The following is a 16,009-nucleotide window of genomic DNA, read 5'->3' as shown; positions in this document are numbered from 1 at the left end:
AGTAGCTCCGCTACGAGGACTCTCGCCCGGCACACCGAGAGCACGCACCGAACGCCGCTCCTTCTCCCACGGAGATCCATCAGAAGCCCCCTAGCGCAGCCGCAGCCGTCGATGGACTACGACGTGGTCGGAGCCGCGCTCGGGCCCGTGCCGCCGAGTTGCTGGATGGTTCCGCCGAGCTTGGGGCGGAGCTCGGTCAGTTTCTTCGGCTGCGCGCTGATGACCCAGCGGGATCCCACCAGGTACTGGCCGCCGTAGATGCTGGCGGCCTCCAGCCAGGTCTCCTTGAGCTGCTCCTCGGGGAACGTGGTGATGAAGTAGTCCGCCTCCTCGGTGTGGCAGACGCCCTGGCGCAGTTCGTCCGCCTCGATGCGGATCTTGGCCGTGCAGCCGGTCAGCCCCGCGATCACCTCGACCTTCGCCGGCGCCACGACGCCGGCCTCGGGAGCCGCGGTCACCGTGGTCGGCGTCGGCGTGGCCTTCCCGGCGGCGTCGTCCCCGCCGCCGCTGCACGCGGTGACGAGGGAGAGCAAAACCAGACTGCCGGCCAGGGCGAACTTGCGCACACGGCGGGACGGGGGCTGCTGAAGCACGTACGACTCCGTATTAGGCGCTCTGCCCGTCCGCGCCTGTGGACGGGCGTTCGCCAGGCAATACGCGCGAACGGCGGCGGCCGTTCAAGCGCCTGCCGGGGTTCGGGCGGCGCGTCGGCGAACGTCGGCGAGGAGGCCGTCGACATCCTGCGGCGTCGTCGCGAAGGAGGTGACGAAGCGGACCACGCCCGGCTCCCAGCGGTCGTGGTAGAAGGCGTAGCCGTCCGCGAGGAGCGCCTCGATGATCCGGTGGGGCAGGCGGCAGAAGGCGATGTTGGCGTCGGCGGCGCCGAGCGGGACGAGCTTGGCGCCCGCCGTGTAGAACTCGGGCGCGCCGCACTCGTCGTTGTTGACGTGGCTGTCGCGGTGGCACAGCACGCTCCCCCAGGGCGGGGTCAGCGCGGCCAGGCTCAGGGCGTTCGCGGCGGAGCCGGTGGACACCGGCAGGACGTCGACCTCGCGCTCGAAGACGTCGGCGAGGCGGCGGCGGACCGAGGCCGTGCTGTCGTCGGCCCCGTAGGGCAGCGCCTGGCCGACGGCGGCGCGGGCCACGGCCTCGACGATCTCCGGGGAGGCGCCGGCGGCGTTGTCGCTGCTGAAGACGCGTGCGGTGGGAGTGAGGGTGGTGCTCACGGGGGTCCTCACTGGTGGTCGTGGCGCGGGTCGGCCGCGTGGATGAGCTGGCGCAGCGCGCCGTAATAGACCTCGTGGTCGGTCAGGGCGGGCACGATCGACGCCAGCTGGCCGGTCAGCGCCGGGAACGCCTCGGGGTCGAGCGCGGCCAGGGCGGTGCGGGCCGCCGCGGCGGTGGACTTCGGGTCGCGGTGGTCGACGAAGCTCGCGCTGCCGAGGGTGAGCAGGTACATCCGCCGGTACGCGGTGATCGCCGCCTCGGGGGTCATCCCGGCGGCGAGGCTGTCGGCGAGCTGGGGCTCGACCAGGCGGGCCAGCAGGTTCGGGCCCAGCCAGGGGCGGGCGCCGCGCAGGGCGAGCAGCCCGGGACGATCCGCCAGCAGGCGGTACAGGGCGGTGAACCGGGTCTCGGCGACAGTGGCCCAGTCGGCGCCCGGGGCGATCTCGGGCAGCCCGGCGGCGAGGTGGTCGGTGCACAGGTCCAGCAGTCCGGCCAGGTCGGTGCAGCGGCGCTGGAGGGAGGCGAGGGAGATCTCCAGGCGCGCGGCCAGCGCCCGGAAGGTCAGTGCCTCGGGGCCGCCCTCGTCGACCAGGAGCAGGGCGGTCTCGGCGATGCGGTCCCGGGTCGCACGGTCCAGCGAAGGGGAGTGACGAGGCATGCGGGTCATCGTACGGTACGCCGTATCGGAAACGGTCGCCGGAGAGCTGTCTAAGCTGGCAGAGAGATCATCGCCTGCGCGGGAGTTCCCATGATCGGTACTCGTCGGAAGCGGCCCGCCGTCGCCCTCGACACCCTCGACGCCATCGAGCCCCCGGGCAACGCCGAGACCGTCCTCGGCGTGCTGTCGGTGACGCTCCTGGTGGAGCTCCTCGGCATCCTGTCCGGCTCCGAGGTGTGGCTGCTGGGACTGCTGATCTTCCTGCCGAGCGCGGCGTCGGCGCTGTGCACGGTCCAGCAGACGAAATTCATCGCGGCCTGGACCGCGCTGTTCGTCACCGTCACCGTGCTGGTGCGGGCCCCCGCGGGCGGCCGATGGTTCGACCGGGCGCTGCTGGTGCTGCTCACCCTCGCCCTGGGAGCCGTCTCCGTCTACGCCTGCCACCGGCGCATCGGACGCGAGCGCGAGATGCTGCGGCTGCGCTCCACCGCCGCCGCCATGCAGCGGCACATCCTGCACCCGCTGCCGCTGCTCACCGACGACGTCCTGGTCAACGGCGTCTACGAGCCCGTGCAGGAGGACCGGCTGGTCGGCGGCGACATCTACGACGTCGTCGACTCGGCCTGGGGCACCCGGGTGCTGATCGGCGACGTACAGGGCAAGGGGCTGGCCGCGGTGGGCGCCGCGTTCGCCGTCATCGGCGCCTTCCGGGAGGCCGCCCACCGGGAGCCCACGCTCACCGCGCTCGTCGACGCCCTGGACGCCTCGGTCGTCCGCCACAACTCCTACGCCGAACAGACCGGCGACGACGAACGGTTCGTCACGGCCCTGATCATCTGCGTCGACGCGGGCCCGGAGGCGCAGGTGGTCAACTGCGGCCATATTCCGCCCCGGTTGGTGCACGACGGGGCCGTCACGACTCCCGCGCTGGACTCCGGCGTGCCGCTCGGCCTCGCGGAACTGGCCGCCGAGCCGACGACCGTGGACTGGTTCGACTTCCCGCCCGGCTCCACGCTGGTGCTGACCACCGACGGCCTCACCGAGACCCGCGCCGCCGACGGCACGTTCTACCCGGTCGACGAACGCCTGATGAAACAGCTCGACGTCTCCCCCACCGAACTGCCCCGTGCGCTGCACGAGGACGCCCGCTCGTTCGCCGGGGACGGCCGCCGGCACGACGACGTCGCCGTCCTGACCGTCCGCCGGTCGCCACGCCAGTGACCACGGGCCACGCACAGCCGGCGCATATGACCCTCATGGCGAACAGAGAGCGAACCGGGAGAGGGTCGGCCCGTGTCTGGCCCTTCCGCTACCGGTGAAGGCACGGTTCGCGTGCTGACAGTCGACGACGAGCCCGAGCTCACCGAGCTGCTGTCCGCGGCCGTGACCGAGGGGGCTCGCGGTCCTTCACGGCCGAGAACGGGCGAGGCGCGCTGCGCAGCGCCCGGGACTGCGCCCCGCACGTCGTCGTCCTCGACGGGATGCTGCCCGACGTCGACGGGGTCCCGTGCTGCGCCGACTGCGCAGCGAGAACGCGCGGCTGCCCGTGCTGATGCTCACCGCACGCGACGCGCTGGAGCACCGGATCGACGGGCTGTCGGCCGGCGCCGACGACTACGTGACCAAGCCGTTCTCCCTGGAGGAGGTCATCCTGCGGCTGCGCGGTCTGCTGCGCCGGGCCCGCCCCGCGGAGACGTCCGAGCAGGGCTCCGTGCTGACGCTGGGGGACCTGGTGCTGTCCGAGAGCACCCGCGAGGTGCAGCGCGGCGGCGCCCCCGTCACGCTCACCACCAAGGAGTTCGACCTGCTCCGGTTCCTGATGAGCCATCCGCACCTCGCCGATCTGAGCCACGATCAGAAGGCCTGGGCACCGCCCTGTTGAAGTCGGCGCTGAGCGCCGACGGGCTGGAGACCACCGAGAAGATCCGGAAGATCAACCAGGCGGCCGGCGAGGCGATCGGCAACACCACCGCCTTCAACGAGGACGCCTACTACTGGACCGTGATGGGCACCCCGTCGGCGGCCGAGCCCTGGGGCTTCCAGTTCGACGGCCACCACATGGTCGTCAACTACTTCGTGCTGGGCAGCCAGGTCGTGATGAGCCCCTGCTTCTGGGGTTCGGAGCCGACCTCGATGGAGATCGACGGCGAGACGGTGACCGTCTGCCACGAGGAGGTCGTCGCGGGCCTCGCCTTCATCAACTCCCTGACCACGGCCCAGCAGGCGGTCGCCATCGAGTCGGCGACCAAGTCCAACGGGTCGATGGAAGCGGGCGCCTTCTCGGACAACGCCGTCCAGGCGTACACCGGCATCCGCGGCGACGCGCTGACCGCCGCCCAGAAGACCAAGCTCCTGGGCATCGCCCAGGCGTTCGTCGGCCGCGCCAAGGCCGATGTGGCCAAGGTGCATCTGGCCGAGGTCCGCAAGCACCTCGACGGCGCCTACGTGACCTGGGCCGGCGGGACCGGCGACGCCGACGCCTTCTACGTCCGCGTCCACAGCCCCGTCGTCTGGATCGAGGTCGACTGCCAGGCGCCGGGCCCGCTCGCCGGCGCGTACGGGGCGAGCCAGGGCAGCGGCGCGACCCAGAAGCACGTCCATTCCATCGTCCGACGCCCAACGGCAACGACTACGGCAGCACTGCCTGACGTCGCCGCACCACCGGTGACGGAGGCGAGCGCATGACCACCGGGCCGGGAACCCGTCGTCCCGGCCCGGTTTCGCGTCCTGCCGCCGAGCAGTACCTGTGTCAGGCCCAGGCGGTGGCGGGCACGAACGAGCTGTCCTGGCGGAAGAGGTCGGTGCCGTCGGCCAGGGCCACGCTGAGCTGGTAGTTGTAGTGGCGCAGGTAGTAGCCGGGGTAGTTGTACGACTCGAAGCGGATCGAACCGCTCGTCGTGCCGGTCCGGGCGACGAAGGTGGCGTCCTTGGCGAAGGTCGCCGTACCGTCGTTGGCGTCGAAGCGGCCCCGGTAGTTGTAGTGGCGCAGGTAGTTGCCGGCGGCGTCGCGGAAGGAGTATCCGCCCGCGTCGGCGAGGCCGGCCACGACGGTGAAGGTGGACGCCTGCTTCTCGGCGGTGGTGCTGGAGCTGGTCACCACGGGCAGGTTGAGCAGCGCGGACTGCTCCTGCCAGTAGCGGGTGGTGTAGTTCGCGGAGCTGAAGGAACGCGTGACGCTCTTCGCGAGGGTCGGGCCGCCGGTCACGGTCTCCTTGACGACCGTGAAGTGGCGTGCGGTGCCGGAGATGCCGGGGAGCGCCTTGGGCGCGGTCCAGGTGGCGAAGGTGTCGTAGCTGTCGCTGTAGTAGTAGTTGCCGTCGCCGTAGCCGTCGAAGAAGATCCGCCAGGCGCCGTTGTCGAGCTGGATGACGGACGGGCCCTCGCGGTAGCTGCCCCAGCCGGCCCAGTCGCCGGTCTTGGTGATCGTGTACGGGCCGGTGAGGCTGGAGGCCGTGCCGTACTCGATGTACTTCGCCGTCTCGTTCTTGGTGAACGCGTGGTAGGTCGAGCCGATCTTCACGATGCAGGTGTCGATGTGGTTCGACCCGATGCCGGACAGGGCGACCGGTGAACTCCAGGCGGTGAGCGCGGTGTTGGTGGCCTTGAGCAGGTAAGGGGTGAAGATCCACTCGTCGTTGGTCGTCGAGCAGGACACGATGACGTTGACGCTGCCGTCGCTGTCGACGAACCACTCCGGGGCCCAGGCGCGCGAGAGGTTGGCGATCGGGACCGTGTAGTCGTACAGGAACGTCCAGTTGACCCGGTCGGAGCTGCGGGCGAAGCCGATGGTGGTGCTGGTGTCCTGCCAGGTGTGGGTGGTGTAGGTGACGTAGTAGTAGCCGTTGGTGTGCTTGAAGACGCTCGCGTCGCGGATGCGATTGCTCGGCGGGGTGTAGGCGGAGGACTGCACCAGCCGGAAGTCGGTGGCGTCGTCGGACTGGTAGACGTTCACCGTGCCGTCGTTGCTGTTGAGGAACGGGACGATGGTGTAGCGGGTGGCGGAGCCGCTCGCGGGGGCGGCGGCCGCGGCCGTGCCGAGAAGTCCGGGCAGTTCGCCCAGGACCAGGGCCGACACGGGCAGGGCGGCCATGGCCCGGAGCAGGGCGCGGCGGGAGGGGGTGGAGGGACGTGTGGTCACGGGCGGCTCTCCCAGGGACTCGTGCATAGGCGCAGGCTCAGGTGCGGGTTCACGTGCGGGTGGTTCAAGTGCGGGTGGTTCAAGTGCGGGTTCACGTGCGGGTGGTTCAAGTGCGGGTGGTTCAAGTGCGGGTTCGCGTGCGGGTGGATCAGGCGCGGGTTCAGGTGTCCGACATGTCGAACAAAGTTCGAGAAGTCGAGCAGAAAGTAGAGCTGGGGCAGGTGCACGTCAATGGTTTGCGCGGGACTGATGGTTTGCGCGGGACTGGACGACACCTGTGCGAAACCTGTACAGCACCGCCCGTTCGAGAGTTACTCTCCGGTAGACATCGTGTACGCCGACACCGTGCACCCGGAGGTGGTCCCGCCATGACGCTCGACCGTGCCCCAGGCCTGGCCGAGTCCGCCCGCGCCCTGGCCGCCGGGGAGGTGACCTCCCGTCAGCTCGTCGAGCGGACCCTCGCCCGGATCGCGGCCACGCAGGACACCCTCAACGCCTTCCGGATCGTGCGCGAGGACGCCGCGCTCGCCGAAGCGGACGTCGCCGACCGGGAGTTGGACGCCGGGGCGCGCGGGCCGCTGCTCGGAGTCCCCGTCGCCGTCAAGGACGACATGGACGTGGCGGGCGAGCCGACCGCCTTCGGCTGCCGGGGCGCGCACCCGGCGGTCGCCGAGGACGGAGAGGCGGTGCGGCGGCTGCGCGCGGCCGGGGCCGTGATCGTCGGCAAGACCAACACCTGCGAGCTGGGGCAGTGGCCGTTCACCGAGGGCCCGGCCTTCGGCGCGACCCGCAACCCGTGGAGCACCGAGCACACCCCGGGCGGCTCCTCCGGCGGCTCGGCGGCCGCGGTGGCGGCGGGCCTGGTGCCGGCCGCGCTCGGCTCGGACGGGGCAGGCTCCGTGCGCATCCCGGCGTCGTGGACGCATCTGGTCGGCATCAAGCCGCAGCGCGGCCGCGTCTCGACCTGGCCGCGCGGCGAGTCCTTCCAGGGCATCACGGTCAACGGCACGCTCGCCCGGACCGTCGCCGACGCGGCGCTGCTGCTCGACGCGGCGAGCGGCAACCACGCCCACGACCCCCACCGACCGCCCGCCGTGGACGCCTCGGCGGCGGCTCGCCGTGACCCGGGGCGGCTGCGGATCGCGCTCTCGCTGAAGCCGCCGTTCACCGCCGCGCCCGCCCGACTGCTGCCCGAGGTGCGCGTCCGGGTCCTCGAACTCGCGGAGAGACTGGCCGACCTGGGGCACACCGTCGAGGAGGCCGACCCGCCGTACGGGCAGATCGGGCTCACCTTCCTGCCGCGGGCGACCGCGGGTCTCGCCGAGCGGGTCGCCGAGGCGCCGTTCCCCGCGCTCCTCGACCGGCGCACCCACGAATCCGCCCGGCTGGGCCGACTCCTCGGCGGGGCCCCACTGCGCGCGGCCCGGCGCGCGGAGGCGGTCCTGCACCGCCGCATCGGCCGCTTCCTCGAGTCGTACGACGTGATCCTCGCGCCGACGACGGCCGCTCCCCCGCCCCGCATCGGGGCCATGCTGCACCTGAGCGGATTCGCCACCGACCGCGCCATGATCGCCGCCTGTCCGTACGCCTGGCCGTGGAACGTGCTGGGCTGGCCCGGCGTCAACGTCCCCGCGGGCTTCACGCCCGGCGGGCTGCCGGTCGGCGCACAACTGCTCGGCCCGGCGAACAGCGAGCCGCTGCTGATCTCGCTGGCCGCCCAACTGGAGGCGGACCTGCGCTGGCACGAACGGTGGCCGCAGCGGACGGTTCCGGGTTCCTCGACGGTCGAGTGAGCCGGGGATGCTCCGGGTGGTGTGAGCCGGGCGCGCCTGCGCGCCCGCGGTCCCGCTCGCGCGAACCGGCAGCCTGGTTCCGGGATTGCGGCACACGGGTGTCACCCACAGCGATTGTCTGACAACATCGGGTCAAGACGAAGCGAACGGGGCGCGGGGTGTCGCAGTCGGTCGAGGACTCATGGCGGGTACGGATTCTCGGGGCGGACAACACACCGGTGGGAGCCGGTGTTCTGGTGAGCGGGGGGCGGGTGCTGACGTGTGCTCATGTGGTGGAGTACGCACTGGAGTTGGGCCCGCAGGACAGTCCGGGAGGCCGTGCGGTCACCCTTGACCACCCGGGTTCGGCGACCGGCGGGGTGTCGTACGCCGCCGTGCTGACGGGCGGCTGGGCGCCGCCCGAGGGCGAGCGCGGCGACGTCGCCGTCCTCCGTCTGACCGGTCCGGCCCCGGTGGACTGCGCGCCGGCCCGGCTGCGGCCGTGCGGCGCCACCCGCGACCGTACGGTCCGGCTCTTCGGACAGGCCACGGCCGCTCCGCCCGGCATCTGGATCACCGCCCGGCTGGCCGGTGCGACGGGGCCCGACTGGATCCAGCTCGACTGCCGGGACACGGCGGGCCCCCAGGTGCGTCCCGGCTACAGCGGAGCGGGAGTCGTCGACGAGCACGGTGACGTCGTCGGCGTCGTCGTCGCGGCGCTGCGCGCCGGAGGGGCCACCGCATGGATGATCCCGGTCGAGGCCGCGGTCCGGCACTGCCCGCCGCTCGGTGACGCCGTGCTCGACGACGCACCGGCGACGGCGACCGGCTGGCCGCGCGGCGCCGACCGGGAACTGGCCGCGGCACTGGTCCGGGTGCCGAGCATGCGCGACCCGCAGCGCCGCGACAGCGTGCTGCGCGAGACGGGCGACGAGATCTTCGATCTGGCCGAGCGGTCGCCGGTGCTGATCGAGGACGTGCGCGGTGTCGTCGAACTGTGCCTCCAGTACGCGGACGGCATCGACCGGCTCGTCGAGGCCCTGCGCTGGTACGAGCGGGGTTCCCTGGCCATGCGGGAGTTCGAACGGGTCGTCGACCGGCTGCGCGGCGTGACGAGGCCGGCGCCGTGACGGACGCCGCCGTGCCCCGTACGGACCTGTTCTGGGAACTGGCCGGCCTGATCGCGCGCATTCCCGGCCTCGACCACCGGCTGCCGCTGCGCCGCGCCGCCGAGGCGTTCGCCGAGCACATCGGCTCGCTGGAGGTCGAGCACTCCGGGATGCTCAAGGAGGATCTCTATGCCACGCTCCGCCAGTGCGACGCCTACCCGAACGGGCTGCGGTTCTACCTCGACACGCTCGGCAGCGGCCGCACCGGCACCCTGGCCTGGACGGCCGTGGAGCGCATGTACCGGCGGCTGCACCCGGAGCGGCTGCTCACCCGGGCCGAGCGCGACGCGCTGTGCGCGCTGCTGGCCGCCCGGCCGCCCGGCCCGCCCCTCGGGCCCGTAGCCCTGCGCTTCCTGCCGTTCCTGCCCCCGCCCGCCGCCGGCCGGGCCGCACCCGAGGACACCACGCCGGACCTTCTCGACGCCCTGGAGGACGCGCTCGTCCTGCCGGACGAGGCACATCCGCTGCTGTCCTTCGTCGAAGCCGTAGCCGTGCACCAACCCCCGCAGCTGGAGGGCGAGTTGAGGGCCTGGAACGACAAGGTGGCACACCGGCTCGGCGGCGCCGTGGAGCTGCTGCGGCGGGTCAGGGCCCGTGAGTCGGCGCGGCTGGGGCGCCCCTTCGAGCCGTGCCGACTGCTCGTGGAGATCGTGGCGCATCCGGCCGCACCCGACGAGTACCACCTGCGCGGCTGGCTGCTGGCGCCGGGCGAGGGGCCGCGCTCCCTGCTCTCCGACTGCCGGGTGTCCTCCCGGCCCGCACTGGAGGCGGCGGTCGCCGCGCTGCACCAGAGCGTCCTGGACCGGCTCGGCGAGCTGAGCGCCGGGCTGAGCGTCGAATTCCTGCTGCCCCGGCCGCTGTTGTGGCTGGACGTCGACCAGTTCCCGGTCCGGCCGGCCGGCTCGGTGCCCCGCCCGATCGGCGCGGACCACACCGTGCTGATCCGCAGCCGGGACCGGTTCGGCAACCGGCACTGGTGGCCGGCGCTGCATCGCCGCCTGTCCTGGCTGGAGTCGCACCCGGACGGCTCCTTCGACGTGCCGGCGGTACGGTACGTCACACCCGGCGCGACGCCGGATCCGTACGACCTGCTCAGTCAACTCCGGGAGATGGAGACCCCGTTCTGCTTCGTCCTGCTCGAACCACCCGTCTACGAGGGCGACTTGGCGGCTGATCCGGTCTACGTCCTGCTGGAGGTCGGCATCCCGGCGATCGTCGCACTGCGCGGCAGACACGGCCGACACGACCGGGCCCGGCCGGAGTTGGGGAAAGCACTGGCCGGCCGGTTGGACGCGCTCCCGGAGCGGGTACGACATCTGCGGGGCAGCGCCGCCCCGCACTGCGACGATCCGTCGACGAGGCTGGACCTGCGTCGCCACGTCACCCTAGTGTGGGACAGCCGAGACGGACTGGAGGGGGCGGAGGCCGCGCTGGGGCATCCGCGGACCGGGGGTGGCCATCCATGAGCGGGGAGTCGACCGACCGGCACCAGGCACCACGTCCCCGCCCTCCCTCCTGGTGGGTGTTCCGGGACAACGGCGCCCATCACGCACCCTCCGACCCACTGCCCCCGCTGCCCGCCCCACCGCCCTGGCGGCGCTTCAGGCCCGACACCGACAGCCCGCCGCTCGACATCCCCGCCCCGGCCGACGCCTTCGAGGTCGAGCGGAAACTGGGCGGCCGCCGCGCGGGCACCCTGGACCACGCGGTCGTCGACGTGATCAACGCCGCGATCCAGCTGCGCCGCCCCCTGCTGGTCAGCGGCCGGCCGGGCACCGGAAAATCCAGCCTCGCCCACCAGATCGCGGCAGAACTGGGCCTGGGCCGTGTGTTGTGGTGGCCGGTGGTCAGCCGCACCGCACTGCGCGACGGGCTCTACGACTACGACGCGATCGGCCGGTTGCAGGACGCCCCCGTGGGCCCGGGGCCCGGCGGTCCGCGCGGACCGCTGCCCGACGTCGGCCGCTACCTCACGCTCGGCCCGCTGGGCACGGCCCTGCTGCCGTGGAAACGGCCGCGGGTGCTCCTGATCGACGAACTCGACAAGAGCGACGTCGATCTGCCCAACGATCTGCTGCACATCTTCGAGGAGGGCGAGTTCCGCATCCGCGAGCTGGAGCGGCTGGGGCGGTCGCGGCGCGAGGCGAGCGTCGGCACCGCCGACCACGGCTCCCCGGTGGTGGTGCGCGACGGCCGGGTGCGCTGCTCCGAGTTCCCGGTGGTCGTCATCACGAGCAACGGGGAACGGGCCTTCTCGCCCGCCTTCCGCCGCAGGTGCCTGGAGGTGGAGCTGGCCCCGCCGGACGAGCGGCGGCTCGCCGCGATGATCGAGTCCCACTTCGGCCCGCGGCCGGACGCGCGCACGGCGGAGCTGATCCGTTCCTTCCTGGAGGAGCACGGGGACGGCGCGCTCGCCGCCGACCAGTTGCTCAACACCGTGCACATGGTGACCAACGGCGCGGCCGACACCGACGAGGCGTCCTGGACGCGGCTTCGGGCCGCGCTGTGGCGGAGCCTGGCGACGGACGCCTCGCCATGACCGGCCGGGCGGGGCAGGCGGCCCCGACCGCCCGCGAGTGGGCGGAGGCGCTGTGGCTCGCGGAGCGCATCGACGCGGCCGACGAGGCGTCGCTCGACCTCCTGCCGGGACCACGGCCCCGCCCCGACGGTCCACGCCCGCCCGACGACCGGCTCCCCGGAGGCCCGGACGGCATCGGCACCCGCCCGGAGGACCGCGCCGGCCCCCGGGAGGACGCGCGGCCGGGACGGGATCCCGGCGTTCGGCGCGAGGCACGGCCCGGTGCCGACGGCGGCAGCAGCGGCAGCGCCGAAGGGGACGCACGGCCCGGTCGGCCGCCCGGCGAGGAGGACGGCCGTCGGGCTCCCGGCCGGCCCCCGGACGGGGACGGTGGCGGTGGCGCCCGCGCACCGGACGCCGGGCGGCAGCCCCAGGACGCCCCGCCCGCCCCCGGCGACTCGGCCGGCCGGCCCTCCCCCGTGCCCGCCGTGCGGCGCCCCCTTCCCGGCCCGCCCCTCTTCGACGCCGACACCCGCCCCGGTGTCCTGCGCGATCCGCTGCGGCTCGCCCGGACCCTGCGCCCGTTCAACCGCCGGATCCGCTCACCGCACCGGCGGGCGCTGGACGAGGAGGAGACCGCGGCCAGGTCCGCGGAGCTGGGCCGGTGGAGCCCCGTCCTGGCGGACGTGCCGGACCGGTGGTTCGAGGTCGCGCTGGTCGTCGAGCAGAGCGTGTCGATGGCCGTGTGGCGGGGCGTCGCGGCGGAGTTCACCGAACTGCTGCGCCGGCAGGGCGCGTTCGCGGACGTACGGACCTGGCTGCTGGACACCCGGGGCGGGAAGACGGCCCAGCTGCGGCCCGAGCGCGGCGGTCCCCCGCGCGCGCCGCAGGAGCTGTTCCATCCGCGGGGCCGGCGGCTGATTCTGCTGATGAGCGACTGCGTGGGCGACGCCTGGGCGGCCGGCACCGTGCCCCGGCTGCTCCACCGGTGGGCACAGCGGGCGCCCGTCGCGGTGCTCCAGCCGCTGCCCAGCCGGCTGTGGGACCTGTGCGAGGCGGTGCCCCGCGACCTACGGGTGCGCGCCGGCACCGGCGGACTGCCCAACTCCCGCCTCCTTCTGCGGCACGGCGGGCGCTGGACGCGGCCGGGCGTCACCCCCGTGCCGGTGCTCGAACTGGAGACCGCCTGGTTCGCGGGCTGGGCCCGTATGGTCACCGGCGAGGCCCCGTCGCACAGCGACCTGACCGCGCTGCTGGTGGACGACCAGGGCGTGGCGCCCGCGTGTCTGCCGCCGCTCACCCCGGACCACCGCGCCCGCGCGGTCTCCGCCGACGAGACGGTGCGCCGCTTCCTGCGGCACGCCTCACCGCAGGCACAGCGGCTCGCGACCCGGCTGTCGATGGTCCCGCTGCGGCCCGACGTGATCGACGCGGTACGGCGGTCGGCGGGCCGCACGACCGGACCGCTGCCGCTCGCGGAGATCCTCCTCGGCGGACTGCTCACGGTCCGCCCGGCCGGAGCCGACGAGGACGGCCCGCGCTACGAGTTCCCGGACGGCGTGCGCGACAAGCTGCTGCGAGGGCTCGGCCGCACCGAGACCCTGCGCACCCTCCAGGAGGTGGCCGGGATCGCCGGCCGGGCGATGGGCGCCGGAGCCGGGCTGCTCGGCACCCTGGTGGCGGCGCCCGCCGAACTGGACGACGTCCCCCTCGGCGCCGCGGAACGTGAGCTGCTGTCCGCGGCGGCGCCCGCCCTCGCCGCGCTCGGACCGGCCTACGGAGGCGCGCTGGACCGCGCACGGGAGCACACGCCTTTGGGTCCGGCCGACGAGGGGGAGAACAGCGGGCGTCAGCCAGGCCGACCCCCCGCGGACCCCGCGCCCGCCTCCGCCCCTCGGCCCACGGACCCGGTTCAGCCCACGGAGGTCGTGTCGATGGATCCCGCACCTTCCCCGACGACGGACTCGGCCACCGGCGGCGAGCAGCCCGCCCCCGCCCCCGCCCCGGTCGCGCCGGCCCGGCCCCAGATGCCGACGCGGCTGCCGCGCACCATGCCCCTGCCTCAGGCGTCGTACTTCACCGGCCGGGAGGAAGAGCTGGAACGGCTGCGCGACCTGCTCAACGCCGGGGACCGGGCGGCCGTCCTGCCCTACGCCCTGTACGGGCTGGGCGGGGTCGGCAAGACCAGACTGGCCGTGGAGTACGTGCACCGCCACCACACCGAGTACGAGCGGATCTGGTGGATCGACGCCGAGCAGCCCGCCGTGATCAGGCAGCAACTCGCCTCGCTGGCCCAGGATTTCGGGGCCGCGGCCGAAGGCTCCGGGGACCCGGTGGACCGGGTGCTGGCCGCGATGTCGACCGGCACCCCGTTCCGGCGCTGGCTGCTCGTCATGGACAACGCCGGGGCGCCCGAGGACGTCGTCCCCTACATTCCCGCCCTGCTCGGGGTGCCCGACGGAGCCGGCCATGTGCTGGTCACCTCACGGCACTCCGGCTGGGCCGAGCGCGTCCACGCACTGCGCGTGGACGTGTTCAGCCGGGAGGAGAGCATCGGGTTCCTGCGCCACCGCACGCCCTGGGCCTCCCGGGAGGAGGCGGAGCGGCTCGCCGAGTCGCTCGGCGACCTGCCGCTGGCCCTGGAGCACTCGGTGGCCGCGCAGGCCCAGTCCGGCATGCGCACCGGCGCCTATCTGGACCTGCTGGAGCACCGCCGTCAGGAGGTCCTGGCCGAGCCCACCGCGTCCGGCGTCCAGCCGGTCGCCGCGACCTGGCGCGCCTCGGTCCAGCTGCTGGGCGCACGGAACCCGCAGGCGCTCGAACTCCTGCGGCTGCTGGCCTTCTTCGGCCCCGAGCCGATCGCCCAGTCCTTCCTGCGCGACGCCCGGCTGCTCCCGCTGCCCGACGCGCTCGCCCCCGTGGCGCGCGACGAACTGGCGCGCGGGCGGGCGATCCGCGCCATCAACCAGTTCTCACTGCTGACGGTCAACGCCGCGAACGGCACCCTCCAGGTGCACCGGCTGCTGGCCGGCGTCCTCCAGGACGAACTGTCCGAGGAGGAACGCGTCCGGTGGCGTCATCTGGTCCACCGGATCATCGGCGCGCACGACCCGGGTGACTCGCAGCGGCCGGAGAACTGGCGCGACTACGCCGACATCCTGCCCCATCTCGAACCCACGGATCTGCTGCGCTGCGGCGACGAGGCCGGGCGCGGCACCGCGCTGAACATCCTCGGCTACATCATCGCCGGCGGTGACTTCCCCGGCGCCGCGAAGCTGGCCCGGCGGGTCGCCGACATCTGGACCACCACCCTGGGCCCCGACCACCTCCAGACCCTGTGGGCACGGCGTCAGCAGGCCAGCGCCCACTGGCAGCTGGCCGAGTTCGACGACTCCCACCGGATCAACGAGGAGATCCTCGCGCGGCTGCGCGCCACCGTGGGCGACGACCACGAGTACACCCTCACCGTGGCCGGCGCCACCGCCGCCGACCTGCGCGCGGCGGGCCGCTTCACCGAGGCCCTGGCGCTCGACCGCGACGCCTACGAACGCAGCGTGCGCCTGCACGGCGTGCGGTCCCCGAAGGTGCTGACCGTGGGCCACAACTACGGGGTGAGCCTGCGGGTCAACGGCCTGTACGAGGAAGCCCTCGCGATGGACGAGAGCATCCACGAGGCCCGCCTGGACATCCTGGGCCCCACCGCGCGCTCCACGCTCTTCTCCATCAACAACGTGGCCCGCGACCTGCGCGAGTGCGGCCGGTACGTGGACGCGCTGGTGCTCCAGACCAGCACCCTGGGCCGGTATCGCGAGAAGTACGGCGACCGGCATCCGCACACCCTGCGGGCCATCAAGAACATGTCGGTGACCTGCCGCAAGGCCGGGGACCACGACCAGGGCCTCGCGCTGGCCCGCGAGGTGCTGGAGCTGTATCTGGAGCACTTCGGACCGGAGCACATCGACACGCTGGCGGCGACGACGAACCTCTCCAACGACCTGCGGGTGACGGGCGATCCGCAGGAGGCGTGCGAGTACAGCGCCGACGCGCTGCACCGCTACCGCGCCGTGCTCGGCCCGCGGCACCCGCTCACCGGGGCCGCCGGCGTGAACCACGGGGCGGCCCTGCGCGCCGCGCGGCAGTACGCCGAGGCCCGGCAGGTCGACCAGGAGACGGTGACCGCTCTCGGCACCGCGCTCCCCGACGACCATCCGTGGCTGCTGCTCGCCCGGGTCAACCTGGCCACCGACCTGGCCCTGGACGGCAACCCGGAGGGCGCCCGGGCCCTGGGCGAGGAGTGCGCCGACAGGCTCGGGGCGCGCTACGGGGACCGGCACCCGGCGACCCTGGCCGCCCTCACCAACGTCGCCCTGGACATGGCGCGCACCGGTGAGCGGGCGGCCGGCGAGGAACTGCTGGACTCGGTACGGCGGCGTTACCTCGCCACGCTGGGGCCGGACCACCCGGAGAGCCGGGGCGCGGCGGCGGGAGCGCGGGCGGAGTGCGACGTGGAGCCGCCGCCGATCTGAG

The 16,009-nt window shown here is 73.5% G+C and carries 11 protein-coding genes and 1 pseudogene; 8 read left to right on the top strand and 4 right to left on the bottom strand.

The genetic code is table 11. The features are described 5' to 3' along the window. Nucleotides 1-116: 116 nt before the first annotated feature. The 3 genes from AB0J04_RS32980 to AB0J04_RS32970 form a co-directional block, all read right to left on the bottom strand. Entirely contained in the window at nt 117-593 is a 477-nt protein-coding gene (locus AB0J04_RS32980) for a hypothetical protein (RefSeq protein ID WP_363172288.1), read from the bottom strand. A gap of 84 nt (nt 594-677) precedes the next feature. Further along, nucleotides 678-1,226 (bottom strand): beta-eliminating lyase-related protein, encoded by a 549-nt coding sequence (locus AB0J04_RS32975; RefSeq protein WP_363172287.1) that lies wholly within the window; start codon nt 1,224-1,226, stop codon nt 678-680. Between the two features lie 8 nt (nt 1,227-1,234). Further along, entirely contained in the window at nt 1,235-1,885 is a 651-nt protein-coding gene (locus tag AB0J04_RS32970) for a TetR/AcrR family transcriptional regulator (RefSeq protein ID WP_363172286.1), read from the bottom strand. Between the two features lie 90 nt (nt 1,886-1,975). Between AB0J04_RS32970 and AB0J04_RS32965 the strand changes: the two genes are divergently transcribed. The 3 genes and pseudogenes from AB0J04_RS32965 (at nt 1,976) to AB0J04_RS32955 (ending at nt 4,570) form a co-directional block, all read left to right on the top strand. Beyond that, entirely contained in the window at nt 1,976-3,106 is a 1,131-nt protein-coding gene (locus tag AB0J04_RS32965; protein ID WP_363172285.1) for a PP2C family protein-serine/threonine phosphatase, read from the top strand. Nucleotides 3,107-3,217: 111 nt separating this feature from the next. Continuing rightward, nucleotides 3,218-3,716, top strand: a pseudogene (locus AB0J04_RS32960) (response regulator transcription factor); the annotation flags it as partial. A gap of 47 nt (nt 3,717-3,763) precedes the next feature. Further along, nucleotides 3,764-4,570 carry a DUF3500 domain-containing protein gene (locus tag AB0J04_RS32955; RefSeq protein WP_363172284.1) on the top strand — a complete coding sequence of 269 codons (807 nt, stop codon included), beginning with the start codon at nt 3,764-3,766 and terminating at the stop codon, nt 4,568-4,570. Nucleotides 4,571-4,634: 64 nt separating this feature from the next. Here AB0J04_RS32955 and AB0J04_RS32950 read toward each other — a convergent pair whose 3' ends face one another. Continuing rightward, nucleotides 4,635-6,023, bottom strand: a complete 1,389-nt coding sequence (locus AB0J04_RS32950; RefSeq protein ID WP_363172283.1) for a glycoside hydrolase family 43 protein — start codon at nt 6,021-6,023, stop codon at nt 4,635-4,637. A 368-nt stretch (nt 6,024-6,391) separates the two neighbouring features. On the opposite strand from AB0J04_RS32950, the gene AB0J04_RS32945 reads away from it, so the two are divergent. The 5 genes from AB0J04_RS32945 (at nt 6,392) to fxsT (ending at nt 16,008) form a co-directional block, all read left to right on the top strand. Beyond that, a complete protein-coding gene (locus tag AB0J04_RS32945; RefSeq protein WP_363172282.1) occupies nt 6,392-7,816 on the top strand; it encodes an amidase in 1,425 nt (474 codons plus the stop codon). A gap of 158 nt (nt 7,817-7,974) precedes the next feature. Further along, nucleotides 7,975-8,925 carry a trypsin-like peptidase domain-containing protein gene (locus AB0J04_RS32940; RefSeq protein ID WP_363172281.1) on the top strand — a complete coding sequence of 317 codons (951 nt, stop codon included), beginning with the start codon at nt 7,975-7,977 and terminating at the stop codon, nt 8,923-8,925. Continuing rightward, nucleotides 8,922-10,430: a hypothetical protein gene (locus AB0J04_RS32935; protein ID WP_363172280.1), complete on the top strand. Its 1,509-nt coding sequence runs from the start codon at nt 8,922-8,924 to the stop codon at nt 10,428-10,430. The genes AB0J04_RS32940 and AB0J04_RS32935 overlap by 4 nt, the downstream gene beginning before the upstream one ends. Further along, the gene (locus AB0J04_RS32930; RefSeq protein ID WP_363172279.1) at nt 10,427-11,503 is read left to right on the top strand and encodes a MoxR family ATPase; all 1,077 of its coding nucleotides are present in this window, start codon (nt 10,427-10,429) and stop codon (nt 11,501-11,503) included. Before AB0J04_RS32935 ends, AB0J04_RS32930 begins: the two co-directional genes overlap by 4 nt. Further along, nucleotides 11,500-16,008 carry an FxSxx-COOH system tetratricopeptide repeat protein gene (gene fxsT / locus AB0J04_RS32925; RefSeq protein WP_363172278.1) on the top strand — a complete coding sequence of 1,503 codons (4,509 nt, stop codon included), beginning with the start codon at nt 11,500-11,502 and terminating at the stop codon, nt 16,006-16,008. Before AB0J04_RS32930 ends, fxsT begins: the two co-directional genes overlap by 4 nt. The last annotated feature ends 1 nt before the right edge of the window (nt 16,009 follow it).

Source organism: Streptomyces sp. NPDC050263, assembly GCF_040655955.1.
In the GTDB taxonomy this organism is placed as follows: domain Bacteria; phylum Actinomycetota; class Actinomycetes; order Streptomycetales; family Streptomycetaceae; genus Streptomyces.
The sequence above is the reverse complement of the archived record's forward strand: the minus strand, read 5'-3'. Positions and strand labels throughout refer to the sequence as shown.